At 69.8% G+C, this 24,841-nt stretch carries 13 protein-coding genes and 1 pseudogene; all 14 read right to left on the bottom strand.

Translation table 11 applies throughout. The features are described 5' to 3' along the window. Positions 1 to 22: 22 nt before the first annotated feature. The 14 genes and pseudogenes from SMIR_RS40520 to SMIR_RS40450 all read right to left on the bottom strand — a co-directional run bounded on the left by SMIR_RS40520 (position 23) and on the right by SMIR_RS40450 (position 24,812). Entirely contained in the window at positions 23 to 3,055 is a 3,033-nt protein-coding gene (locus tag SMIR_RS40520; RefSeq protein WP_212728239.1) for a non-ribosomal peptide synthetase, read from the bottom strand. Then, entirely contained in the window at positions 3,052 to 9,984 is a 6,933-nt protein-coding gene (locus SMIR_RS40515) for a non-ribosomal peptide synthetase (protein ID WP_249938593.1), read from the bottom strand. Before SMIR_RS40515 ends, SMIR_RS40520 begins: the two co-directional genes overlap by 4 nt. Continuing rightward, positions 9,918 to 10,793, bottom strand: a complete 876-nt coding sequence (locus SMIR_RS40510) for an AMP-binding protein (RefSeq protein WP_249938664.1) — start codon at positions 10,791 to 10,793, stop codon at positions 9,918 to 9,920. Before SMIR_RS40510 ends, SMIR_RS40515 begins: the two co-directional genes overlap by 67 nt. 35 nt (positions 10,794 to 10,828) lie before the next feature. Beyond that, positions 10,829 to 12,409, bottom strand: a complete 1,581-nt coding sequence (locus tag SMIR_RS40505) for a condensation domain-containing protein (RefSeq protein WP_212728234.1) — start codon at positions 12,407 to 12,409, stop codon at positions 10,829 to 10,831. A 389-nt stretch (positions 12,410 to 12,798) separates the two neighbouring features. Then, positions 12,799 to 13,260, bottom strand: a complete 462-nt coding sequence (locus tag SMIR_RS40500) for a phosphopantetheine-binding protein (protein WP_212728233.1) — start codon at positions 13,258 to 13,260, stop codon at positions 12,799 to 12,801. Next, positions 13,257 to 13,490 (bottom strand): hypothetical protein, encoded by a 234-nt coding sequence (locus tag SMIR_RS44740; protein ID WP_349636924.1) that lies wholly within the window; start codon positions 13,488 to 13,490, stop codon positions 13,257 to 13,259. The genes SMIR_RS40500 and SMIR_RS44740 overlap by 4 nt, the downstream gene beginning before the upstream one ends. 35 nt (positions 13,491 to 13,525) lie before the next feature. After that, positions 13,526 to 14,649, bottom strand: a pseudogene (locus tag SMIR_RS44095) (AMP-binding protein). 8 nt (positions 14,650 to 14,657) lie between these two features. Beyond that, positions 14,658 to 17,129 (bottom strand): condensation domain-containing protein, encoded by a 2,472-nt coding sequence (locus SMIR_RS40480; RefSeq protein ID WP_212728228.1) that lies wholly within the window; start codon positions 17,127 to 17,129, stop codon positions 14,658 to 14,660. Beyond that, positions 17,029 to 17,793, bottom strand: coding sequence for an AMP-binding protein (locus SMIR_RS44475; RefSeq protein ID WP_212728227.1), 765 nt, complete (start codon positions 17,791 to 17,793; stop codon positions 17,029 to 17,031). The genes SMIR_RS40480 and SMIR_RS44475 overlap by 101 nt, the downstream gene beginning before the upstream one ends. A gap of 117 nt (positions 17,794 to 17,910) precedes the next feature. Beyond that, complete coding sequence (locus SMIR_RS40470; protein WP_212728226.1) at positions 17,911 to 19,209, bottom strand: condensation domain-containing protein; 1,299 nt, start codon at positions 19,207 to 19,209, stop codon at positions 17,911 to 17,913. 103 nt (positions 19,210 to 19,312) lie between these two features. Beyond that, a complete protein-coding gene (locus tag SMIR_RS40465; protein ID WP_168488184.1) occupies positions 19,313 to 19,594 on the bottom strand; it encodes an acyl carrier protein in 282 nt (93 codons plus the stop codon). A 15-nt stretch (positions 19,595 to 19,609) separates the two neighbouring features. After that, the gene (locus SMIR_RS40460) at positions 19,610 to 21,277 is read right to left on the bottom strand and encodes an acyl-CoA dehydrogenase family protein (RefSeq protein WP_168488186.1); all 1,668 of its coding nucleotides are present in this window, start codon (positions 21,275 to 21,277) and stop codon (positions 19,610 to 19,612) included. Beyond that, on the bottom strand, positions 21,274 to 23,019 hold the full coding sequence (locus tag SMIR_RS40455) for an acyl-CoA dehydrogenase family protein (protein ID WP_212728225.1): 1,746 nt from the start codon (positions 23,017 to 23,019) through the stop codon (positions 21,274 to 21,276). Before SMIR_RS40455 ends, SMIR_RS40460 begins: the two co-directional genes overlap by 4 nt. After that, positions 23,016 to 24,812 (bottom strand): fatty acyl-AMP ligase, encoded by a 1,797-nt coding sequence (locus tag SMIR_RS40450; RefSeq protein ID WP_212728224.1) that lies wholly within the window; start codon positions 24,810 to 24,812, stop codon positions 23,016 to 23,018. The genes SMIR_RS40455 and SMIR_RS40450 overlap by 4 nt, the downstream gene beginning before the upstream one ends. Between the last annotated feature and the right edge of the window lie 29 nt (positions 24,813 to 24,841).

The raw sequence follows: 24,841 nt of genomic DNA, 5'->3' as shown, positions 1-24,841 counted from the left end.
GCTTCCGCAGCCACTCGACGAGTTACCGCACCGTCAACAGCGAATGACCACCCAAAGCAAAGAAATCGTCATCCACCCCCACCGACTCCACACCCAACACCTCCGCGAAACCAGCGCAGAGAATCTCCTCACGGGTGTTGGCAGGGCCCCGGCCACTCCCGGTGCGATACGCGGGAGCCGGGAGCGCCGCGCGGTCGAGTTTGCCGTTCACCGTCAGCGGGAGGGTGTCCAGCACCACGGTCGTGGAGGGGACCATGTACTCCGGCAGCCGCCCGGCCGTGAACTCCCGCACAGATGCGGTCAGTTCGCTGTCGGTCTCGTCTCCGGCGGGAACCACGTACGCCACCAGACGCCTATCACCCGGGACATCCTCACGGACCACCACCGCGGCCTGCGCCACCCCCGGATGCACCTCCACGACACTGAGCACCTCACCCGGCTCGATCCGGAAACCCCGGATCTTCACCTGGTCATCCGCACGCCCCGCGAACACCAACTCGCCGTCCACCGTCCACCGCACCCGGTCACCCGTGCGATACATCCGCCCACCCACACCACCGAACGGACACGCCACAAACCGCTCACCCGTCAACCCCGGCCGGCCCACGTACCCCCGCGCAAGCCCCGCACCGGACACATACAGATCACCGACCACACCCGGCGGCACCGGACCCAGGGCGCCATCAAGCACATACACCCGGGTATTGGTGATCGGACCACCGATGTGCGGCACATCCCCCACGGCCAGCGGAGCGCTCATCGTCGCGCACACCGTCGTCTCCGTCGGACCATAGGCGTTCACGAACCGCCGCCCCCGCGCCCAACGCGCAAGCACATCACCACCCAACGCCTCACCCGCCGACACCAACGTCGTCACCGACGCCAAACCACCCGGATCCAGCGCGCCCAGCACAGCCGGAGGCAACGTCGCATGCGTCACCCCATGCCGCCCCACCAGACCCACCAGCGAAGGCCCGGGAAGCAGATCCTCCGCCCCGGCCACCACCAGAGCCGCACCACTGCACAGGCTCACCCAGATCTCGGCACTGGCCGCGTCGAACCCCGGGGAGGCGAACTGCAGTACCCGACTGCCCGGACCTAGGGCGAAGCGTTCGGCCTGGGCGGTTACCAGGCTGCCCAGGCCGGTGTGCGCCACGGCCACCCCCTTGGGCCGGCCCGTCGAACCCGACGTGTAGATGACGTACGCGGTGTTCCCTGGCTGCGGAGGAGTCAACAGTTCGGTGTTTCGCGGCGGTTCGTCCTCGACTGCCGCCTCGCCGCCCGTCATCACGACCGGCACGCCCTCGGGCACCTTCGTCGCACCGGCCGTCGACGCGACCACGCACACCGCACCGGCATCGGCCACCACGAAAGCGATCCGGTCAGCGGGATGGTCGGGGGCGACGGGCACATACGCACCCCCGGCCTTCAGCACGCCCAGCAGCGCGACCACCAGGTCGACCCCGCGTTCCAGGCACACCGCGACCACCGACTCCGGGCCCACCCCACGGCCGGCCAGCTCCCGTGCCAGCCGGTCCGACCGGGCGTCCAGATCCCGGTACGAGACCCGCACGCCGTCCGCGAACATCGCCACCGCATCCGGTGCGGCGGCCACCCGTGCCGCGAACAGCTCCGGCACGGTGGCAGCCGGAACGTCCGCGGCCGTGTCGTTCCACTCCCTCAGCACCCGGTGCCGCTCACCCGTCTCCAAGAGGTCGACGCCGCTCAGCCGGAGTTCGGGGTCGTCGGCCAGAAGACGGAAGACCCGGACCAGCCGGTCGGTCATGCTCTGGACGGACTCCCGGTCGAAGAGGTCCGCGGCCGCGGTGAGTGCGCCGCGCAGTCCTGCGGGATGCCCGGCCTCGTCGAACATCTCGCTGACACCGACATGCACGTCCATGTCGAACTTGGCCACGGCGAGTCCGCCCGAGGCCACCGTCGACAGGGGCTCGGCCCGGGTTCCCGGGAGTTCCAGAGACGCCCGTGCGGTGTTCTGCACGGTGAGCATCACCTGGAACAGGGGGTGGCGGGAGAGGGAGCGGGCCGGGGCGAGTTCCTCGACCAGCCGCTCGAACGGCACGTCCTGGTAGTCGAATCCGGCCAGACTGGTCTGCCGCACCTGGCGCAGCACCTGTGCGAAGGTCGGGTCACCGGAGAGGTCCGTGCGGACGACCAGGGTGTTGACGAAGAAACCGACGAGATCGTCCAGGGCCTCGTCGACACGACCGGCGACGACGGATCCGACCGGGATGTCCGTCCCCGCCCCCAGCCGGGACAGCAACACGCTCAGCGCGGTCTGCACGACCATGAACAGCGTCGCGTTGTGGGCCCGTGCCACCTGTGCGAGCCGCTCGTGGACGGCGGCGGGCACGGTGAAGTCGACCCGGTGGCCGCGGTGGCTGGCCACGGCCGGGCGCGGCCGGTCGGCCGGCAGGGCCAGTTCCTCAGGCGCCCCGGCGAGCGCGCTGCGCCAGTACGCCAGCTGTTCGCAGAGCACGCTGTCCGGGTCGTCCTCGTCACCCAGAAGTTCGCGCTGCCACATGGCATAGTCCGCGTACTGCACCGGCAGCGGTTCCCATTCCGGCGCCCGGCCCTCGAGCCGTGCGGCGTAGGCGGTGGAGATGTCACGGCCGAGCGGTCCGGTGGACCAGCCGTCGCCGGCGATGTGGTGCAGCACCACCAGCAGGACGTGCTCCTCGGGTCCCGCGGTGAACAGCCAGGCCCTGATGGGGATCTCGGCTGCGAGGTCGAACGCGTATCCGGTGGCGTCGGTGACCGCCCCGGACACGTTCTCTGCGGCGACCTCCACCACCTCGAGCTGCCAGTCCAGATCGTCGAGACCCACGATCCGCTGACACGGCTCGCCGCCGGACACTTCGAAGACTGTGCGCAGCACCTCGTGCCGACCCAGCACGTCCCGCAGCGCCGCTGCCAGCGCGGGCCGGTCGACCGGCCCCGTCAGGCGGAGGGCGATGGGGATGTTGTACATCGCGCTCGGGCCTTCGAGCTGGGTGATGAACCACAGCCGACGCTGGGCGAACGACACCGGGATCATCGGGTCTCCTCCTGCTGCCGCATCGGCCGCAATGTGGGTCTGGATTTCTCGGTGCGAGGGGCGTGGTCGGCGATCCAGGCCGCCAGTGCGACCGGTGTGGGTGTCTCGAAGACCACCCGGATCGGAAGTTCCGCGCCGAGCATCGCCCGTACTCTGCTGACCAGCCGGGTCGCCAGCAGCGAATGTCCGCCGAGGTTGAAGAAGTCGTCTTCGACGCCGACTTCGGCGAGTCCGAGCACTTCGGCGAACGCCGCGCACAGGGCCTTCTCGCGCTCGTCGGCCGGTGCCCGGCCGGCGCCGGCACCCGCTCCGTAGTCGGGAGCCGGGAGCGCCGCGCGGTCGAGTTTGCCGTTCACCGTCAGCGGGAGGGTGTCCAGCACCACGGTCGTGGAGGGGACCATGTACTCCGGCAGCCGCCCGGCCGTGAACTCCCGCACAGATGCGGTCAGTTCGCTGTCGGTCTCGTCTCCGGCGGGAACCACGTACGCCACCAGACGCCTATCACCCGGGACATCCTCACGGACCACCACCGCGGCCTGCGCCACCCCCGGATGCACCTCCACGACACTGAGCACCTCACCCGGCTCGATCCGGAAACCACGGATCTTCACCTGATCGTCCGCACGCCCCGCGAACACCAACTCGCCGTCCACCGTCCACCGCACCCGGTCACCCGTGCGATACATCCGCCCACCCACACCACCGAACGGACACGCCACAAACCGCTCACCCGTCAACCCCGGCCGGCCCACGTACCCCCGCGCAAGCCCCGCACCGGACACATACAGATCACCGACCACACCCGGCGGCACCGGACCCAGGGCGCCATCAAGCACATACACCCGGGTATTGGTGATCGGACCACCGATGTGCGGCACATCCCCCACGGCCAGCGGAGCGCTCATCGTCGCGCACACCGTCGTCTCCGTCGGACCATAGGCGTTCACGAACCGCCGCCCCCGCGCCCAACGCGCAAGCACATCACCACCCAACGCCTCACCCGCCGACACCAACGTCGTCACCGACGCCAAACCACCCGGATCCAGTGCGCCCAGCACAGCCGGAGGCAACGTCGCATGCGTCACCCCATGCCGCCCCACCAGACCCACCAGCGAAGGCCCGGGAAGCAGATCCTCCGCCCCGGCCACCACCAGAGCCGCACCACTGCACAGCGCCATCACCAGTTCCCAGGTGGCCGCGTCGAAGCCCGCGGACGCGAACTGCAGCACCCGGCTGCCCGGACCGGCACCTAACGCCTCGACCTGCGCGGCCACCAGGCTCGCCAGACCGGCATGCGACACCACCACACCCTTGGGCCGCCCCGTCGAACCCGACGTGTAGATCACGTATGCCGCGTTCCCGGGGGCGATGTCGAGGCCCGGGTCCGTGGTGGGCCCAGCCGCGATCGCCTCCGCCGCCGGACCGTCGATCGCGATGGCGCGGATGCTGGCCGACGGCAGCTCGTTGAGCATCTCCCTGGTGGAGACCAGGAGGGCGGCCCGGCTGTCGGAGAGCATGTAGGCGATCCGCTCGGCGGGGTACTCGGCGTCCACCGGCAGATACGCGGCCCCGGCCTTCCATACGGCGAGGATCGCGGTCACCAGCTCGAGGCCGCGCGGTAGGCAGAGGGCGACCGTCGACTCGGGCAGCACTCCGGCGCCGAGGAGATGGCGGGCCAGCCGGTTGGCGCGGCGGTCGAGTTCGGCGTACGACACCTCGACACCGTCGGCCAGTACCGCCACCGCGTCCGGGGTGCGCGCCACCTGTGCGGCGAACAGGTGCGGTGCCGGGGCGGCCGGTATGTCGGCTGCGGTGTCGTTCCACTCGTCGAGCGCCCGGCGCCGCTCGTCCTCGGCGAGGACGGGAACCGCGCTCAGCGGAAGGCGCGGGTCGGCCACCAGGACGTCCAGGAGCCGCGCCAGCCGGCTCACGAGCCGGTCGGCCGAGTCCGGGTCGAACAGGTCGGCCGCGACCGTGAGTGTGCCGCGCAGGCCCGCCGGGGTGCCCTGGCCGTCATATTCCTCGCCCAGGATCAGGTGCAGGTCGAAGTTGGTCGTCACGTCGTCCGTCGCCAGCGAAGCGACCTGCACGCCGGGCAGTTCCAGGGCCGCCTTCGCGGTGTTCTGCACGGTGAGAATGACCTGGGTCAGCGGGTGCCGGGACAGGGAACGGGTGGGCGCGAGCTCCTCGACCAGCCGCTCGAACGGCACGTCCTGATGCGCGAACGCGGTCAGGCTCGTGCCGCGCACCTGGGCGAGGATCTGGGCGAAGGTCGGGTCGGCGGACAGGTCCGTCCGCATCACCAGGGTGTTGACGAAGCATCCGACCAGCTCGTCCAGCGCCTCGTCCGTACGGCCGGCGATGGCCGCGCCGATCGGGATGTCCGTCCCGGCGCCCAGGCGGGACAACAACACCGCGAGCGCGGCCTGCACCACCATGAAGAGCGTCACGCCCTCGGTGTGGGCCAGCTCCAGCAGCCGCCGGTGCACCCCGGCCGGAACCCGCAGCGGCACCCGGTGCCCCCGGTGGCTCGCGACCGCAGGGCGCGGCCGGTCGAAGGGCAGCTCCAGTTCCTCGGGCGCCCCGGCCAGTGTCTCGTGCCAGAACGCCACCTGTTCGGAGAGGAGGCTGTCCGGGTCTTCCTCGTCGCCCAGGAGTTCGCGCTGCCACATGGCATAGTCCGCGTACTGCACCGGCAGCGGTTCCCACTGCGGCGCCCGGCCCTCGAGCCGTGCGGCGTAGGCGACCGAGATGTCCCGCGCCAGTGGCATTCCCGACCAGCCGTCACCGGCGATGTGGTGCATCACCACCAGAAGGACATGCTCATCGGTCCCGGTGGTGAACAGCCGCACCCTGACGGGCACGTCGGTAGCGAGGTCGAAGGCGTTCCCGGCGGCCCGCGCGAGCGCCGCGGGCAGCTCCTCCTCGCTGACGTCGGCCGTCTCCAGCCCCCAGTCCAGCGCGTCCAGGTCCAGGATGCGCTGGTACGGCTCTCCGTCGGCGACCGCGTACACGGTCCGCAGCACCTCGTGCCGGCCCAGTACGTCCCGCAGCGCCGCGTCCAGTGCCTCCCGGTCCACATGGCCGGAGAGACGCAGGGCGACGGGCACGTTGTAGACGGCTCCGGGGCCTTCGAGCTGCCCGATGAACCACAGCCGCCGCTGCGCGAAGGACAATGGCACTCGCTCGGGCCGCTCCCGCCGTGCCAGTGGTGCCCGGCCCGGTGCGGCCCCGCCCAGCGCGGCAGCGACCCCCGCCGGTGTGGGGGCCTCGAACAGGGTCCCTATCGCCACCTCGACGCCGAGGAGCGAGCGCAGCCGGCTCACCAGCCGCGTCGCCAGCAGTGAGTGGCCGCCGAGGTCGAAGAAATTGTCGTCGACTCCGACCCGGTCCAGGCCGAGCACGTCGGCGAACGCCCCGCAGAGGAGTTCCTCCCATGCGTCGGCTGGGCCACGGCCGCCGCGATCCGTCGCGTAGTCCGGCGCCGGGAGGGCGGCGCGGTCGAGCTTGCCGTTGGGGGTCAGGGGCAGCGCGTCGAGCGTGACGACGGCCGACGGCACCATATGGGCGGGCAGCCGCCGCCCCGCGAACTCCCTTATCGCTTCCGGCAGTCCGGCCGTGTCACCCTCTTCCGGACCGGCTTCGGCGAGGACGGCATAGGCGACCAGGCGGATGTCGCCGGGCGCGTCCTCGCGGGCGACGACCGCGGCCTGGGCGACCTGCGGATGCGCGGCCACGGCGGCCCGCACCTCACCTGGCTCGATCCGGTGACCGCGGATCTTGACCTGGTCGTCGGCGCGGCCGAGAAACTCCAGGTTCCCATCCTGGGTCCAGCGGACCCGGTCGCCGGTTCGGTACATGCGCAGGCCGCTCTCGTAGGGACAGGCCACGAACCGCTCGGCGGTCAGCGCGGACCGGTGCGCGTATCCCCGGGCCAGCGCGGTACCGGTCACGTAGAGTTCGCCGGCGACACCGGGCGGCGTCGGTTCCAGACGGTCGTCCAGGACGTAGACCCGTGTGTTGGTGATGGGCCGTCCGATGGAGAGATCCGCACCGGGTTCGAGGGCAGCGCTCATCGTGGCGCACACCGTCGTCTCGGTCGGGCCATAGGCGTTCACGAACCGCCGCCCCCGCGCCCAACGTGCAAGCACATCAGCGCCCAAGGCCTCGCCCGCCGACACCAACGTCGTCACCGACGGCAGGCCATCCGGGTCGAGGGCACCCAGCACAGCAGGCGGCAGGGTCGCATGCGTCACCCCATGCCGCGCCACCAAGTCCACCAGCGAAGGCCCGGGAAGCAGATCCTCCGCCCCGGCCACCACCAGAGCCGCACCACTGCACAGCGCCATCACCAGTTCCCAGGTGGCCGCGTCGAAGCTCACCGAAGCGAACTGCAGCACCCGGCTGCCCGGACCGGCACCTAACGCCTCGACCTGCGTCGCCACCAGGCTCGCCAGACCGGCATGCGACACCACCACACCCTTGGGCCGCCCCGTCGAACCCGACGTGTAGATCACATACGCCGGGTGGGCCGGCAGCAGTGGCCCGCCGAGTTCGGCCACGGTCAGCGGGCCGTCGTCCGTCGTCGACAGCTGCTGTGCCATCCTGGGCTCGTCGAGCACCAGGACGGGTACGCCGACCAGGCCCGGTACGGCCTCCTCGCACTCCTGGGTCGTGATCACACACACCGGGTGGGCGTCGTTCAACATGTACAGCACGCGGTCGGCGGGATAGCCGGGATCGACCGGCAGATAGGCACCGCCCGCCTTGAGCACCGCCACGAGCGTGACGACCAGGTCGGCGGAGCGCTCCATCATCACGGCGACGAGTGACTCGGGACCCACGCCGGCGGCGGCCAGGCGGCGGGCCAACTGGTTCGCCCGCGCGTCCAGCTGTCCGTACGTCAGCTCGGTTCCGTCGCAGATCAGGGCAGGGGCGTGGGGAGTGGCCGCGACCCGAGCGGCGAACAGCCCAGGAAGCGTGGCGGCCGCCACGTCGAGCGCGGTGTCGTTCCACTCGGTCAGTACGCGCCGCCGCTCCTGTGCATCCAGCACCGGTACGGCGCTCAGCGGAAGGTCGGGGTTCTCCTCCAGGGCGTCCGCGAGACGGCCCAGGCAGGTGTGCAGCATCGTGGTGACCTGGTGGGCGTCGCCGGGGGCCAGTGCGTCGACGGTCGTGACAAAGCCGGACCCGGTGTCGTTGACCGCCGCGTCCAGGGGGTAGTTGGTGCGGTCCCGGGACAGCAGTACCCGAACGCCCTCCAGGCCGGGCCCCGACTCCAGAATCGCGGTCTGCTGGTGCCGAAAGTTGAAGATCGATGTGAACAGCGGACTGCCGGCGGGCACCGCGCTCGCTTTCTGCGCCACCGCGAGCGGGGCGTGCTCATGTGCGAGGAGGGCGGTGAGCTGGTCCCGGAGTTCGTCCAGCGCGCCGCGCACGGTCCTGCCGTCGAGGCGGACCCGTACGGGCAGGGTGTTGATGAACGGCCCGAGGACCTGACCGGCCCCGGCACCGGCGTCCATCCGCCCGAACAGCACGGTGCCGAACACCACGTCGTCCCGGCCGGAGACCGCCGCAAGCAGCCGTGCCCACGCCAGGTGGAACAGGGTGGCGGCGGAGACACCGAACCGCCGCGACAGCAGGCGCACCCGCCCGGCCAGGTCGTCGTCCACGGGGGCCTGGACCCGCACCGCCTCCAGACCGTCACCGCGTACGTCGAGCAACCCGAACGGAGCCGTGGGCTCGGTGACATCTCCCAGCAGCTCGGCGAAGTGGCGTGCGTGCTCCTCCGGCGCGGTGCCGAGGCGTGCCTGGGCGACGAAGTCCCGGAACGGCAGGGCGCCAGTCAGCGTTCCGGCCCGCCCGGACAGGATCGCCCGCAGCTCCCCCAGCAGCACCTCCAGCGTCCTGTGGTCGCGAATCATGTGGTGCACGCGCAGCAGCGCGAGCCACCGGCCACTGTGCGGATCCGCGGCGATGTGGACCTGCAGCAGCGGGGCACGGTTCAATTCGATCCAGGAGCCGCCGGCGGCCAGCAACTGCTCGATCGCATCCGGCCCATCGGCATCCAGGACCACCTCTCGCACCGGAAGCGTGGCCCGGCGTGCGACGACCTGCACCGGTTCGCGCAGCCCCTGCCACACGATCGCGGTGCGGTAGATGTCGTGCCGCTCGATCACCTGCTGCATCGCGCCGAGGAAACCGTCCAGGCGCTCCCGGGAGTCGAAGTCGAGGACATAGGGCAGTACGTAGACATCGCCCGCGTCGCGGTCGGCCATGAGGTGCAGGAAGAAGATGCCCTCTTGGAGCGGCGCCAGTGGGTAGATGTCGGCGATGTTGGCCGCCCCGCCCGGCACGGCCGCGACGATCCGCTCGATCTCCGCCGCATCCAGGTTCACCAGCGGCAGCATCTCGGGCGTGATCTCCAGCGCCCCGTCCGGGATCCCGTTCTCCGGCACCGCCACGCCTTCAGGAGCCGCGGCGACCGCGAGCCCGGCCGGTGTCGGTGTGCCGAACACGTCCCGCACCGTCAACACGACGCCGCGCTTGCGCAGTTGCTCGACCAGGGAAACAGCGAGGAGGGAGTGTCCGCCGAGGGTGAAGAAGTCGTCGTCCACGCCGACGCCGTCCAGTCCGAGGACTTCGGCGAACGCGGCACACAGGAGCTCTTCCTGCGGGGTGGCAGGCCCTCGCGCGCCGACCGTGACGGCACCCACGTAGTCGGGGGCGGGGAGGGCTTTGCGGTCGAGTTTGCCGTTCGGCGTGAGCGGCAGTGCTTCGAGTTCGACCACGGCCGACGGCACCATGTGGGACGGCAACCGCTCCGCCACATACCGGCGCACCGTCTCACCCAGGTCGGGGTTCATACCATCACCGACCACATAGCCGACCAGACGGACATCACCCGGAACATCCTCACGCGCGACCACCACAGCCTGCACAACCCCCGGATGCCCGGCCACCACCGCCCCCACCTCACCCGGCTCGATCCGATACCCCGGATCTTCACCTGGTCATCCGCACGCCCGACGAACACCAACTCACCATCCGCCGTCCACCGCACCCGGTCACCCGTGCGATACATCCGCTCACCCACACCACCGAACGGACACGCCACAAACCGCTCACCCGTCAACCCCGGCCGCTGCACATACCCCCGCGCCAACTGCGGCCCCGCCACATACAACTCACCCACCACACCCGGCGGAACCGGCCGCAGCAAGCCATCCAACACATAGGTACGCATGTTGGCCACCGGACGACCCAGCGCCACCACACCACCCGCCACCGCACCAGCAACCAACCGCCCGGCAACCACACCAATCGTGGTCTCCGTCGGCCCGTAATGATTGAACACCGGCCGCCCACCCGCAGCCTCCAGCAACTCACCCACCCAACCCGCAGACGCCGCCTCACCACCCAGCACCACACCACCAGCCGGCATCAACGCCGACAAACCCACCACACCACCCAGAGCAGCCAGATGCGACGGCACCACCTTCAAGAAATCAATCCGATGCTCCGCCACATACCCGCCACCCACACCGGATCCGTCACCGCCCCCGGATCCCAGCACATGCAACACACCACCCGAAACCAGACTGGCAAACACCACCGTGTTCCCCAGATCCGTCACCACCGGCTGCAACAACGCATACCGGCTCCCCGCCACACCCCAACCCAACCCACCCGGCACAAAACCCACATAGTTCGCCAGACCAGCATGCGTAACACCCACACCCTTCGGCCACCCCGACGAACCCGACGTATAAATCACATACGCCAACTCACCAGCCGACACCCCACACCCGGATCCACCCCCGGCAACACACCCAACTCCGCCACCGTCACCGGATCATCCACCGCAACCGTCAACAACCGCCCCACCGGCAACTCATCCAACACCTCACCACAACCCACCAACACCGACACCCGACAATCCGCCAGCATGAACGACACCCGCTCCGCCGACAGCCCCGGATCCACCGGCAAATACGCCGCCCCCGCCTTCCACACCCCCAAAATCCCCACCACCATGTCCACCCCACCCGGCAGACACAAACCCACCACCGACCCACGCCCCACACCACGACCCATCAACAACCGCGCCAAACGACCCGCCCGCGCATCGAGTTCGGCGTACGACACCCCCACCCCACCAGCCACCACAGCCACGGAACCAGGGGTGCGTGCCACCTGCGCCGCAAACAACTCCGGCACCAAACCAACCCCAACCCCACCCCCAACCGCCGTCGCATTCCACCCCTCAACCACCCACCGACGCTCCACCCCATCAAGAAGGTCAACCTCACCCACCCCAACGGACTGATCAGCAGCCATCGCAGTGAGAACCCGCACCAGACACGCCGCGATCCGGCCGGACATCTCCGCATCGAAAAGGTCCGCCGCCGCAGTGAAGACGCCGCGCAGACCGGCGGGAGCGCCATGGTCGTCGAAGACCTCACCCACCATGACATCAAGGTCGAACTTGGCCGTCGGCCGCCCGATCGACAGTGTGTCGGCTCGCAGATCCGCCAGCGAGAACCGCGACGCCATGTCCTGCATCGTGAGGACGACCTGGAACAGGGGGTGTCGGGAGAGGGAGCGGGCCGGGGCGAGTTCCTCGACCAGTCGCTCGAACGGCACGTCCTCGTGCGCCAGGGCACCCAGCGCGGTCTTGCGGACTCGGTCCAGCACGTCCGCAAAGGTCGGATCGCCCGACAGATCGGTGCGCACCACGACCGTGTTGACGAAACACCCGATGAGGTCGTTGAGGGCTTCGTCCTTGCGCCCGGCGAACGCCGACCCGATCGGGATGTCCGTACCCGCCCCGAGCCGGGACAGCGTCACCGCCAGGCCGGCCTGGATCACCATGAACAGGGTCATCCGCCGTTCCCGAGCGAGTTCGACCAGGCGCGCGTGCACCTCGGCCGGCACACTGACCCCTGCCATGTGCCCCCGGTGTGACGGTTCCGAGCGACGCGGGCGGCTGAAGGGCAGTGGCAGTTCCTCCGGCGCGCCGGCCAACCTCTCACGCCAGTAGGCGACTTGGCGCGAAGCGAGGCTGTCGGGGTCATCCTCGTCGCCGAGCAGCTCACGCTGCCAGAGTGCATAGTCCGCGTACTGCACCGGCAGCGGTTCCCACGCCGGTTCCCGGCCGTCCCGTCGTGCCGCGTACGCCGCCGAGAGGTCCCGTGACAGGGGGCCGTTGGACCATCCGTCGCCGGCGATGTGGTGGATCACCACGACCAGCACATGTTCGTCCGGGGCCACCGAGAACAACCAGGCTCGCAGCGGGATTTCCGTGGCCAGGTCGAAGTCGTACCTCGTCGTACGCGCCACGGCAGCCGCCATGTCCTCGTACGGCACCTCGTCGCCCGGCAGATCCGCTGCCGGCTCGATGGGGGGAGGTCCACCACCGGTTGGTCCCACGGCAGCTTGTCGATCTCTATGAGCCGCTGGGCCGGCCCTGTCGACCCTTCCTGCCCGGCCACCCGCACGACAGAAAGCTCCCAGAGCAGAGACTCCGGCTCCAGGATCCGCTGGCTCGGGTGACCGTCCACCGGGATAGACCGTTCGCAGCACCTCGTCTGCCGATCACGTCCCGCAGGGCCAGGTTGAGGGCGTCTCGGTCCACCTGCCCGGACAGACGCAGAATCATCGGACTGTTGTACGTGGCGCTGGATCCCTCCACCTGCCACAGGAACCACAGCCGATGCTGCGCGCGAACGACATGGGAATCATCAGGACTCCTTCTGCTGGCGCATCGGCCGCAACACCGGCCTGGCTTTTTCGGTAGTGCCGGCGTGCTCGGCGATCCAGGCGGCGAGGCCGGCCGGTGTCGGTGTGTCGAACAGCTCCCCGATCGGCAGCTCCACGCCCAGGAGGGTGTGCACCCGGCTGATCAGCCGGACGGCGAGGAGGGAGTGTCCGCCGAGGGTGAAGAAGTCGTCGTCCACGCCGACGCCCTCCAGCCCGAGGACCTCGGCGAAGGCGGCACACACCGCTTTCTCTCGCTCGTCGGCCGGTTCCCGGCTGACGAGGGCCTTCGCACCGTAGTCGGGGGCGGGGAGGGCTTTGCGGTCGAGTTTGCCGTTCGGCGTGAGCGGCAGTGCTTCGAGTTCGACCACGGCCGACGGCACCATGTGGGACGGCAACCGCTCCGCCACATACCGGCGCACCGTCTCACCCAGGTCGGGGTTCATACCATCACCGACCACATAGCCGACCAGACGGACATCACCCGGAACATCCTCACGCGCGACACCACAGCCTGCACAACCCCCGGATGCCCGGCCACCACCGCCCCCACCTCACCCGGCTCGATCCGATACCCCCGGATCTTCACCTGGTCATCCGCACGCCCGACGAACACCAACTCACCATCCGCCGTCCACCGCACCCGGTCACCCGTGCGATACATCCGCTCACCCACACCACCGAACGGACACGCCACAAACCGCTCACCCGTCAACCCCGGCCGCTGCACATACCCCCGCGCCAACTGCGGCCCCGCCACATACAACTCACCACCACACCCGGCGGAACCGGCCGCAGCAAGCCATCCAACACATAGGTACGCATGTTGGCCACCGGACGACCCAGCGCCACCACACCACCCGCCACCGCACCAGCAACCAACCGCCCGGCAACCACACCAATCGTGGTCTCCGTCGGCCCGTAATGATTGAACACCGGCCGCCCACCCGCAGCCTCCAGCAACTCACCCACCCAACCCGCAGACGCCGCCTCACCACCCAGCACCACACCACCAGCCGGCATCAACGCCGACAAACCCACCACACCACCCAGAGCAGCCAGATGCGACGGCACCACCTTCAAGAAATCAATCCGATGCTCCGCCACATACCCCGCCACCCACACCGGATCCGTCACCGCCCCCGGATCCAGCACATGCAACACACCACCCGAAACCAGACTGGCAAACACCACCGTGTTCCCCAGATCCGTCACCACCGGCTGCAACAACGCATACCGGCTCCCCGCCACACCCCAACCCAACCCACCCGGCACAAAACCCACATAGTTCGCCAGACCAGCATGCGTAACACCACACCCTTCGGCCACCCCGACGAACCCGACGTATAAATCACATACGCCAACTCACCAGCCGACACCCCCACACCCGGATCCACCCCCGGCAACACACCCAACTCCGCCACCGTCACCGGATCATCCACCGCAACCGTCAACAACCGCCCCACCGGCAACTCATCCAACACCTCACCACAACCCACCAACACCGACACCCGACAATCCGCCAGCATGAACGACACCCGCTCCGCCGACAGCCCCGGATCCACCGGCAAATACGCCGCCCCCGCCTTCCACACCCCCAAAATCCCCACCACCATGTCCACCCCACCCGGCAGACACAAACCCACCACCGACCCACGCCCCACACCACGACCCATCAACAACCGCGCCAAACGACCCGCCCGCGCATCGAGTTCGGCGTACGACACCCCCACCCCACCAGCCACCACAGCCACGGAACCAGGGGTGCGTGCCACCTGCGCCGCAAACAACTCCGGCACCAAACCAACCCCAACCCCACCCCCAACCCGTCGCATTCCACCCCTCAAACCACCCACCGACGCTCCACCCCATCAAGAAGGTCAACCTCACCCACCCCAACGGACTGATCAGCAGCCATCGCAGTGAGAACCCGCACCAGACACGCCGCGATCCGGCCGGACATCTCCGCATCGAAAAGGTCCGCCGCAGCGGTGACGGTGCCTCGGATGCCGGCGGGGGCGGCGTGTGCGTCGAAGGCTTCGCCGACTACGACGTCGAGGTCGAACTTCGCTCCGGGCCGGCCGGCGGAGAGCGGCTGCACCTCGAGTCCGGGGAAGTCCGGTACCTGGGAGATGCCACCCGCCGCGGCGGCTCCTGTGTTCTGCAGGGTCAGGACGACCTGGAACAGGGGGTGCCGGGCCAGAGACCTGATCGGAGCAAGCTCCTCGACCAGCCGCTCGAACGGCACATCCTGATGTGCGAGGGCACCCAGCACGGTCTTGCGGACTCGGTCCAGCACGTCCGCAAAGGTCGGATCGCCCGACAGATCGGTGCGCACCACGACCGTGTTGACGAAACACCCGATCAGATCGTCCAGCGCCTCATCCGTACGCCCGGCGAACGCCGACCCGATCGGGATGTCCGTACCCGCCCCGAGCCGGGACAGCGTCACGGCAAGTGCGGTGTGCAGGAGCATGAAGAGGGTCACGCCCCGCTCCCGGGCCGTCTCCAGCAGGCGGCGGTGCAGGTCGGCCGGTATCTCGAGAGGGGTGATGTGGCCCTGGTGACTGGGCGTCGTCGGCCTGGGCCGGGCCGTGGGCAGTGTCAACTCCTCAGGAGCGCCCCTGAGTGCCTGTCGCCAGTAGGCCAGTTGCCGTGCCATGACGCTGTCCGGATCGTCACCGTCATCGAGCAGTTCGCGCTGCCAGAGTGCGAAGTCCGCGTACTGCACCGGCAGCGGTTCCCACTCCGCCGCCCGGCCGTGCCGTCGCGCCGCGTACGCCACGGACAGGTCACGCGCCACCGGGTCGAGCGACCAGCCGTCCGCGACGATGTGGTGGGCGACCAGAACCAGCACGTACTCTTCCGGGCCCGTCGTGAACAGCCATGTGCGAACCGGTGGTTCCGTGGCGAGGTCGAAGGAGTACGCTGCCGCTCGCGCGGCGGCTTCCGCCAGTTCCGCCGCATCGATCTCGCACATCACCAGGTCGATGTCGACCTCGCCGGCCTCCAGGACCAGTTGGTAAGGCTCGCCCTCCCACGTCGGGAAGACGGTCCGCAAGGCCTCATGACGTGCGATCACATCGCGCAGCGCGGCGTGCAGGGCCTTCTTGTCGAGTCGTCCGGTGAGCCGCATCGCCAGCGAACTGTTGTAAGCGGCACCGGATCCCTCGATCTGCGACAGGAACCACAGCCCGCGCTGCGCGAACGACAACGGCACTCGCTCGGGGCGTCGGCGGACGCTGAGCGCCGGTCGGCCTTGCTCGGCAAGCCCCAGCCCGGCGGCGAGGCCGGCCGGCGTGGGTGTGTCGAACAGTTGCCAGATCTGCACTTCCGCGCCCAGGAGGGTGTGCACCCGGCTGATCAGCCGGACGGCGAGGAGGGAGTGTCCGCCCAGCTCGAAGAAGTCGTCGTCCACGCCGACGCCCTCCAGCCCGAGGACCTCGGCGAACGCGGCACACAACAACTCCTCCTGCGGCGTCGACGGCCCACGGCCACCACCCCCCGCCACAGCACCGAAGTCCGGCGCAGGCAAAGCCCTACGATCCAGCTTGCCGTTCGGCGTGAGCGGCAGTGCTTCGAGTTCGACCACGGCCGACGGCACCATGTGGGACGGCAACCGCTCCGCCACATACCGGCGCACCGTCTCACCCAGGTCGGGGTTCATACCATCACCGACCACATAGCCGACCAGACGGACATCACCCGGAACATCCTCACGCGCGACCACCACAGCCTGCACAACCCCCGGATGCCCGGCCACCACCGCCCCCACCTCACCCGGCTCGATCCGATACCCCCGGATCTTCACCTGGTCATCCGCACGCCCGACGAACACCAACTCACCATCCGCCGTCCACCGCACCCGGTCACCCGTGCGATACATCCGCTCACCCACACCACCGAACGGACACGCCACAAACCGCTCACCCGTCAACCCCGGCCGCTGCACATACCCCCGCGCCAACTGCGGCCCCGCCACATACAACTCACCCACCACACCCGGCGGAACCGGCCGCAGCAAGCCATCCAACACATAGGTACGCATGTTGGCCACCGGACGACCCAGCGCCACCACACCACCCGCCACCGCACCAGCAACCAACCGCCCGGCAACCACACCAATCGTGGTCTCCGTCGGCCCGTAATGATTGAACACCGGCCGCCCACCCGCAGCCTCCAGCAACTCACCCACCCAACCCGCAGACGCCGCCTCACCACCCAGCACCACACCACCAGCCGGCATCAACGCCGACAAACCCACCACACCACCCAGAGCAGCCAGATGCGACGGCACCACCTTCAAGAAAATCAATCCGATGCTCCGCCACATACCCCGCCACCCACACCGGATCCGTCACCGCCCCCGGATCCAGCACATGCAACACACCACCCGAAACCAGACTGGCAAACACCACCGTGTTCCCCAGATCCGTCACCACCGGCTGCAACAACGCATACCGGCTCCCCGCCACACCCCAACCCAACCCACCCGGCACAAAACCCACATAGTTCGCCAGACCAGCATGCGTAACACCCACACCCTTCGGCCACCCCGACGAACCCGACGTATAAATCACATACGCCAACTCACCAGCCGACACCCCCACATCCGGATCCACCCCCGGCAACACACCCAACTCCGCCACCGTCACCGGATCATCCACCGCAACCGTCAACAACCGCCCCACCGGCAACTCATCCAACACCTCACCACAACCCACCAACACCGACACCCGACAATCCGCCAGCATGAACGACACCCGCTCCGCCGACAGCCCCGGATCCACCGGCAAATACGCCGCCCCCGCCTTCCACACCCCCAAAATCCCCACCACCATGTCCACCCCACCCGGCAGACACAAACCCACCACCGACCCACGCCCCACACCACGACCCATCAACAACCGCGCCAAACGACCCGCCCGCGCATCGAGTTCGGCGTACGACACCCCCACCCCACCAGCCACCACAGCCACGGAACCAGGGGTGCGTGCCACCTGCGCCCAAACAACTCCGGCACCAAACCAACCCCAACCCCACCCCCAACCGCCGTCGCATTCCACCCCTCAACCACCCACCGACGCTCCACCCCATCAAGAAGGTCCACGTGGGCAACGGTGTCGTTCGGGGCCGCTTCCGTGAGCCAGTTCAGGACGGTGCGCAGGCGGCGTGAGATGTCCTGGCCGGCGGTCGGTGTGTGCAGGTCGCGGTTGACGTCGACCGCTATCTGGAGTCCGACGTCGGGCGATGTCGTACACGTCGATCTTCAGGTCTTCCGTGGGGCCGCTGGACAGGCCGGTGATGGTGGCGGAGCAGTCGCCGAAGCGCAGCGGCTGTTCCATGGGGATGACGTTGACGATCAGGCCGCAGAGCGCGCCTCCGCCGACGCGCCGCAGGTCCGCGAGGATGTCCTTGTACTGGTAACGCTGGTGCCGCAGTCCGGCGTGGAGGGCCCGGCCGGTCTCCCGGACCAGTTCCGCGACGGTGGTCGTGGGCGTGATCGACAGTCGTATCGGCATGATGTTGGAGGTCATGCCGGGGATGGCGAGTTCCGCCCGGCGGGTGCGCCCGTTCACCGACACACCGACGACGATGTCCTCGGCTCCGGTGGTGCGGTGGTGGTAGAGGGCGGCGGCCGAGATCATCAGGGCGGCGAAGCTGGTCTTCAGGCGTCGGGCCACCGCTTTGAGCGCGCCGGTTTCGGCAGGGCCGACGTCCGACAGGTGGCGGGCCGGTGCGTCGGGCATCCGCCGCGCCCGGTGGGTGTCAGGGCCGGCTTCTCGGCTCTCGGTGACGGCGGCGTCCGGCAGGTCGGCGAGCAGGCCGGTCCAGAAGTCGCGGTCGCGGCCGAAGTCGGCGGAGTCCCGGTATGAGCGGTCCGCGTCCATCAGGACCGCCACGGACTCAGGGGCGCCGTCGGCGGGGTCCCGGCCCTCGGCGAGTGCCGTGTAGATGTCCGCGACGCGGCCGCTGAAGATCCGGAGGCTGACTCCGTCCAGGGCCACGTGGTGGATGCGCTGGTACCACAGGTGGGTGCTCTCACCGAGTTTCAACACCGCGTGCCGGTAGAGGGGTTGGCCGGTCAGGTCGACCGGGTGCTCCAGTTCCTCCCGCATCCATGTGTCGGCGGCGCCGCGGGGGTCCTGGGCGGTGCTGAGGTCCAGGACCTGGACGGCGTGGTCGGGTGTGTCGTCGACGTACTGCCTCGGCGTGTCGGCCTCGATGCGGAAGCGGAGCCGGTAGGCGTCGGCCTCGTCCAGGGCCCGGCGCAGTGCTGTCACCAGGAGGTCCGCGTCCAGCTCGCCATGGATCTCCACGCAGTTGCCGATGTTGTAGGCGGGGTTGCCGGGCGAGAGCTGTTGGGCGTACCAGATGCCGAGCTGACCGGACATCAGTTCCCGTGACGGTATTTCGGACGCGACCATTTCCTGCCTACCTCATTCGCTCGACTCACCGGCATGTGAAGTGCCGGCCAGGATCCGCCTTGTCAGCTCGTCAGTGGGCCTGTTCCGCCGCGAGGCCGGCGAGGTGCGCGACCAGCTCGCCGATGGTGTCCACGTCCCAGATCAGCGTGGGTTCGACGGGCAGGCCGAGGGTGTCCTCGATGTCGCCGCAGAGAGCGAAGGCGTACACGGAGTCCAGGCCGCAGTCCGCGAGGGACGCGTCGGCGGAGATGGTCCCGACGGGTTCCCTGAGGTAGTGGGCTACGCGCTCGAGGACCCAGGACTGGATCTCCGCGGGGGTGCGCAACGTTGCTGTCGGATCGGCCTCTGCCATGGAAGCGTTCCCTTCTCAGCCCGGAATGGCCCGGGCGGTCAGATCGAATAGCCTGCGGTCCTGACAGCGCTGGACGGCCAGGTGGAACAGGTGGTCCTCGGCGTGCTCCCGCTCGGCGCCGGTGAGGACCGGCGCACCACCCAGGCGGCCGGCCAGCCGGTCCAGGACGCCGAGGAGGGCCGGTTCCGGGTATGTGTCGCCGCCCTGCTGCCAGACCGCGAGAGCGGACGCCGCGGCCAGCAGTACGGTGTAGCGGTCGGCCAGGTCGAACGCCTCGGGCGAGGCGTCGATGGTGATGTCCGAGGGGCGGAGTCCGGCGCAGGCGGTCTGGAGTGCTCGCAGGGCCTGCTGGAAGTGCGCCGTGAACCGGCCGACGGGGCCGCTGTCCGGTTCGGCGGCCGCGAGGGCGCCCATGATGCCGTCGTTGCGTGTCATGCCGGCGGCGAGCCGGTCGAGGTGCAGCGGGGGCAGGTCCCCGCCGAGCTGGAACAGGGTGTCCGGGGCGGGCGGGTCGGTCAGCCAGGACCGGCGGGCCAGTCGCGGGAGTTGGGGCAGGATCGTCACCAGGCACGCCGCTCGTGACACATGGGCGAAGGTGGCGGGCGCGATGTCCCGGGCCAGCTTCTGGAAGATCGCGTGCGGGCCCGTTCGCAGGTAGGCCTGGGCGCCCAGCACCGATCTCAGGTCCTCGAACGCGTCGATGACGATCCGGGACGTGAGGTACTTGGCGGCCGGTGCGTAGACGGCCATGGACTCCGGCAGCAGGTGGAGGGCCCTGACCCCGGCCGCCGAGTAGGCGTCCACGGCGAGGAGGTCGGCGTAGGCGCGGGCGATGACGGCGCGGACGTAGGGGATGTCGGCGACGGTGCCGCCGTAGAGCCGGCGTTCCAGGGCGAAGGTGAGCACGATGCGCAGTGCGCTGTCGAGAGGGCCGACGCAGATGGCCGGGACGGTCGCACGGGTGAGCTGGTAGGACCGCAGGGCGATCTCGATTCCCTGTCCGGGCTTGCCGAGCAGGGCGGTGTCGGGCACCGGGCACGCGGTGAACTCGGCACCGCCGAGCTGTACACCGTGCATGCCGGAGGTGTCGAAGCGGGGCAGATCGCGCATCCGGCCGGACGGCAGGGTGTCCTTCTGGACGAAGAACTGGCTGTGGCCGCGGCTTCCGGGCGCGTCGCTGGTCCGGGCGAACAGCACGAGGGCGCTGGACCGCCGCAGATTGGTGACGACCTCCTTGCGCCCGGACAGCAGCCAGCCGGCTGGGGCCGGGCGGGCGGTGAAGTCGGCGTGTGCGAAGTCGTTGCCGTGGTCGAGTTCGTGGAAGGCCGCGGCGATCTTGTGGTTGTCGAGCAGCAGTCGTGCCGCGGTGCGCGTCTGGTCCTGGTCTCCGGTGCTCCAGATGTTCACGGCGGCGATGAAGGAGCTGAAGCCGTAGCCGAGGCCCAGGCAGGGATCTCGCCGCCACACCGCGCGGAGGACCTCGACGAGCCGGTCGGCCCGTTCGAGGCGGCCGCCGAGGGCGGTGGGCACGAATTCGGCGTTCAGGTTGTACTGGTCGAGGAGTCGTTCGCCTTCGGCGAGCATCTCGTGGTGTTCGTCGGCGGCGAGGACGGCCTTGTGTCCGACCGGGTTCGCGGGCGCGTACGGGTCCCCGAGGAGGGCGTCGAGCTCCTGGACGGTCATGTGTGTGCCTCCGGCCGGTGGAAGGGCTGGGGCATGGGTGCTCCGAAGGGGGTGAGGGGCGCTCCGGACAGTGCGGCCTCGGCGACGGTGTGGGCCAGGGGGCCGTCGATGTGCTCGTCGCCGGGGGCGGCGGACGGTGGCGGGGTACGCAGTACCTCGGCGAGGCGGGTGCGCAGGGCGCGCAGAGCAGCCCGGGCCCACAGGCCGTCCTGCCACAGGGGTTCGCCGTGGTGGCCTTCCGCACCGACCTGCCACAGGTGCAGGCAGGCCGCTCCGGCGAAGCAGAGTTCATAGGCGGCGGCCAGCTCGTGGGCGGCCATGGGGGGCAGGGATGCGGGTCGTACCTGTGCCATGCGTCGGCCGAGTTCCGCGGTGGTGTCGCGGAGTGCCGTGGCGTGTTCGGCGAGGCCGGTGGGCGCGTGCCGGGTGATCGTCTCGGCCAGTGCGGGCAGTGACTGCACGGTGCTGCATCCCTGTGGGGAGAGCAGAGTCGTCGCGGTGCGGTCGAGTGGGCGCGGTGGCTTTCCGACGGCTGCGGCCTCGGCCAGTCCGTCGGTGTCGTGGGAGCCGGTGGCCAGCCGGCGGGCGAGGCGGGGGAACTGCTGGACGAGGGCGGAGCGGTTGACCGGTGTGCTTCCGTCGAAGATCGCCACGACCTGGTGGTCGCGGGCGACTTTCTGGAAGGCGCCGTGCTCGTGGACGGTGGTGAGGTAGGAGCGTACGCCGAGCAGTTCGGCGAGTTCCGCGACGGCGGCGTCGACCAGGGTCGGGGCGAGGGACTTGACCACGGCGGAGACGACACTCATCTCACCGGTGAGGCTGTGGATCGAGCGGCTGCCGAGGAGTGCGGCGCACTCGGTGGCGGCGAGCAGGGCTGCGCAGCGGGTGAGGATCGACCGGGGGTGCGGCCGGTCGATCAGCGGCTGCCGCTGGATGATCCGGGTGGCGGTGAACCGGGCGGCGAGGCGCAGGCCGTGTTCTCCGGCGCCGAGGGAGAGCGTGGCGCACAGCGTGCGGGTGAGCTGGAGCGCGCGCAGCACGGTTTCCAGTCCGGACCCCTCGGGGCCGATGCGGGTGGCGTCGGCCAGCCGGGCGCCGTCGAATCCGATGCCGGAGATGTCGATGCCGCGGATGCCGTGGGTGGGCACCTTGGGCAGGGCCCGCCAGGTGCCCGGGGCGAGGTCCGTCTTGTCGACGAGGAAGAGGCTGTGGCCGCGAGCGGTGCCCGGGGCTCCGGTGCAGGCCAGCAGGGTGAGGTACCCGGCCCTGGTAGCGTTGTTGACGGGCCACTTGGCGCCGTCGAGCCGGTAGCCGTCGCCGTGCCTGGTGGCGGTGAGGGAGCCGTTCAGCAGGTCGGCGCCGTGTTCCGGCTCGGAAAGCGCCCAGGCGACGGGCGTGCCGGAGAGTACGGTGGCGGCGGTTCTGGTCGCCTGTTCCGCGTTGCCCGCGACCCAAACGGAGGCCGCGCCCAGGTACGTCTTGCCGTGGGCCACCGCGGCACTGAGGTCACGGCGGGCGACCGTGCGCCACAGCCTCAGCAGGCGTTCATGGTCGTCGAGGGCCCCGCCCCATTCCGTGGGCACATAGTGGGCGGGCAGTCCGAAGGCGTCGAGCCGCGCGCATAGTTCGGCGGGAAACGCCTCGGCGAGGTCCCGTTGCGCGGCCAGGCGGGCCGTCTCCTCGGGATCTCCCAGGGCCGCGTCGAGCGCCGCCTCCGATCCGGCGGTCGGCGGAAGGCTCACGCGGCACCGCCGGTGACGAGGTGGCGTAGCGCGGGTTCGACTTCGGCGTGGAGCACGGCGGCGAGCCGGCCGGTGAGGAACCCCTCCCGCATGGCAGTGCGCTGGATCTTGCCACTGGTCGTGCGACGCACCGTGCCACGCCGTACGAGGACGACATTGCGCACCGGGATGGCGAAGACGGACGACAGGTGCCGGGTGACGGCCGCGGCGACTGCCGGCAGTTCCTGGGCCGCGGTCTTCGGGCTGACCTCGTGCACCAGGACGATCCGTTCCTCGGGCGCCGCGACCGAGAAGGCCGCGCCGACGAGGCCGGCGAGGCCGGGGTCGGCTTCGCGGGCCTGGTGTTCCAGGTCCTGGGGGAAAAGGTTGCGGCCGCGGACGATGAGCATCTCTTTGATGCGGCCGGTGACGAAGAGTTCTCCGTCGATGTAGGCGCCCAGGTCGCCGGTGCGCAGCCAGCCGGTGCTGGTGGCGTCCGTTTCGTCGTCGGCGAGGCGGGCCTGGAACACTTCCGCTGTGGCCTCCGGCCGGTTCCAGACGCCGTGGCCGACGCTCGATCCGCGCAGCCAGATCTCACCGATGGCGTTGCCGCGCAGTTCACGGCGGTTGTGCGGGTCGACGATGCGCAGTTCGAGGGAGCTGGGATGGCCGACACCGACGATCTCCGTGCCCGTGCCGCCGGATGTCGGGCGGAGTTCGGGGTGCTCGGTGGCCTCGAGGTGACGCGGGTCGGCGACCATCACGGTGGTCGGGGTGCCGGCCCGGTTCGTGGACACGTAGACCGTCGCCTCGGCCAGGCCGTAGGCGGGTGAGACGACATCGGAGTGCAGGCCGGCCGCGGCGAACCGCTTGGTGAAGGCGGTCATGATGGGTACGTGGATCGGCTCGGAGCCGTTGAAGACGACCCGCACGCGGGAGAGATCGAGGCCCTCGAGCCGTTCGTCCGTGATGAGCCGCCGGCACAGGTCGAAGGCGAAGTTCGGGGCGGCCGTGACCGTGGCGCCGTAGCGGTCCAGCATGCGGAACCATTCGACGGGCCTTCTGACGAAGTCGGACGGCGGCATCAGGACGATGGGGGCTCCGAGCAGCAGTGCGGTGCTGAGCTGGCCGAAGAGTCCCATGTCGTGGTGCAGCGGCAGCCAGCTGGCGAAGACGTCGTCGGGGCCGACGCCGCCGCCCGCCGCGAACGCCTCGACGTTGGCGAGGATGTGGCCGTGCCCGAGCATCACACCCTTGGGGTCGCCGGTGGACCCGGAGCTGTACTGCAGGACGGCCAGGGTGTCCTGGTCCGGCGGCCGGATGTGGTCGGAGCCGGGGACGGGGTCGCCGGGTCGGGCCGGTGCGGCCGGTTCGGCCGGTTCGGCGGGGATGTCGCCGAGGTCGTGGTCGCCGAGCCGCTGGGCGAGTTCGTCCCGCTCGGTGCCGGTGGTGATGGCGAGGCTCGGGGTGCAGTCCCGGGTGATGGCGACGGTGCGTTCCACGGCGTTGGCGGAGCCGGCCGCCACCGGAACCGGTACGGCGACCAGCCCGGCCATCAGGCAGGCCAGGTAGTACTCGACGAACTCGGTGCAGGTGGGGAGCGCGAGAAGGACGCGGTCCCCGGGGGAGAGACGGGCACCGAGTGCGGCGGCGTGCCACCTGGCGCGCCGGTGGAGTTCGGCGAAGGTGAGTGTCTCGTGATCCGTGGCGGAGGATCCGCGGTAGACGGTCAGCGCGGTTCTGTCCGGGTGGGCGACGGCGCGCTCGGCGAACGCGTCGCCCACGCTGCGGTGGCCGGTGAGGTTCAACGTCATGGCTCTGTCTCCATGGATCTGCCGTCCGT

Origin of the sequence: Streptomyces mirabilis, assembly GCF_018310535.1 — a bacterium.
Classification (GTDB): domain Bacteria; phylum Actinomycetota; class Actinomycetes; order Streptomycetales; family Streptomycetaceae; genus Streptomyces.
The sequence above is the reverse complement of the archived record's forward strand: the minus strand, read 5'-3'. Positions and strand labels throughout refer to the sequence as shown.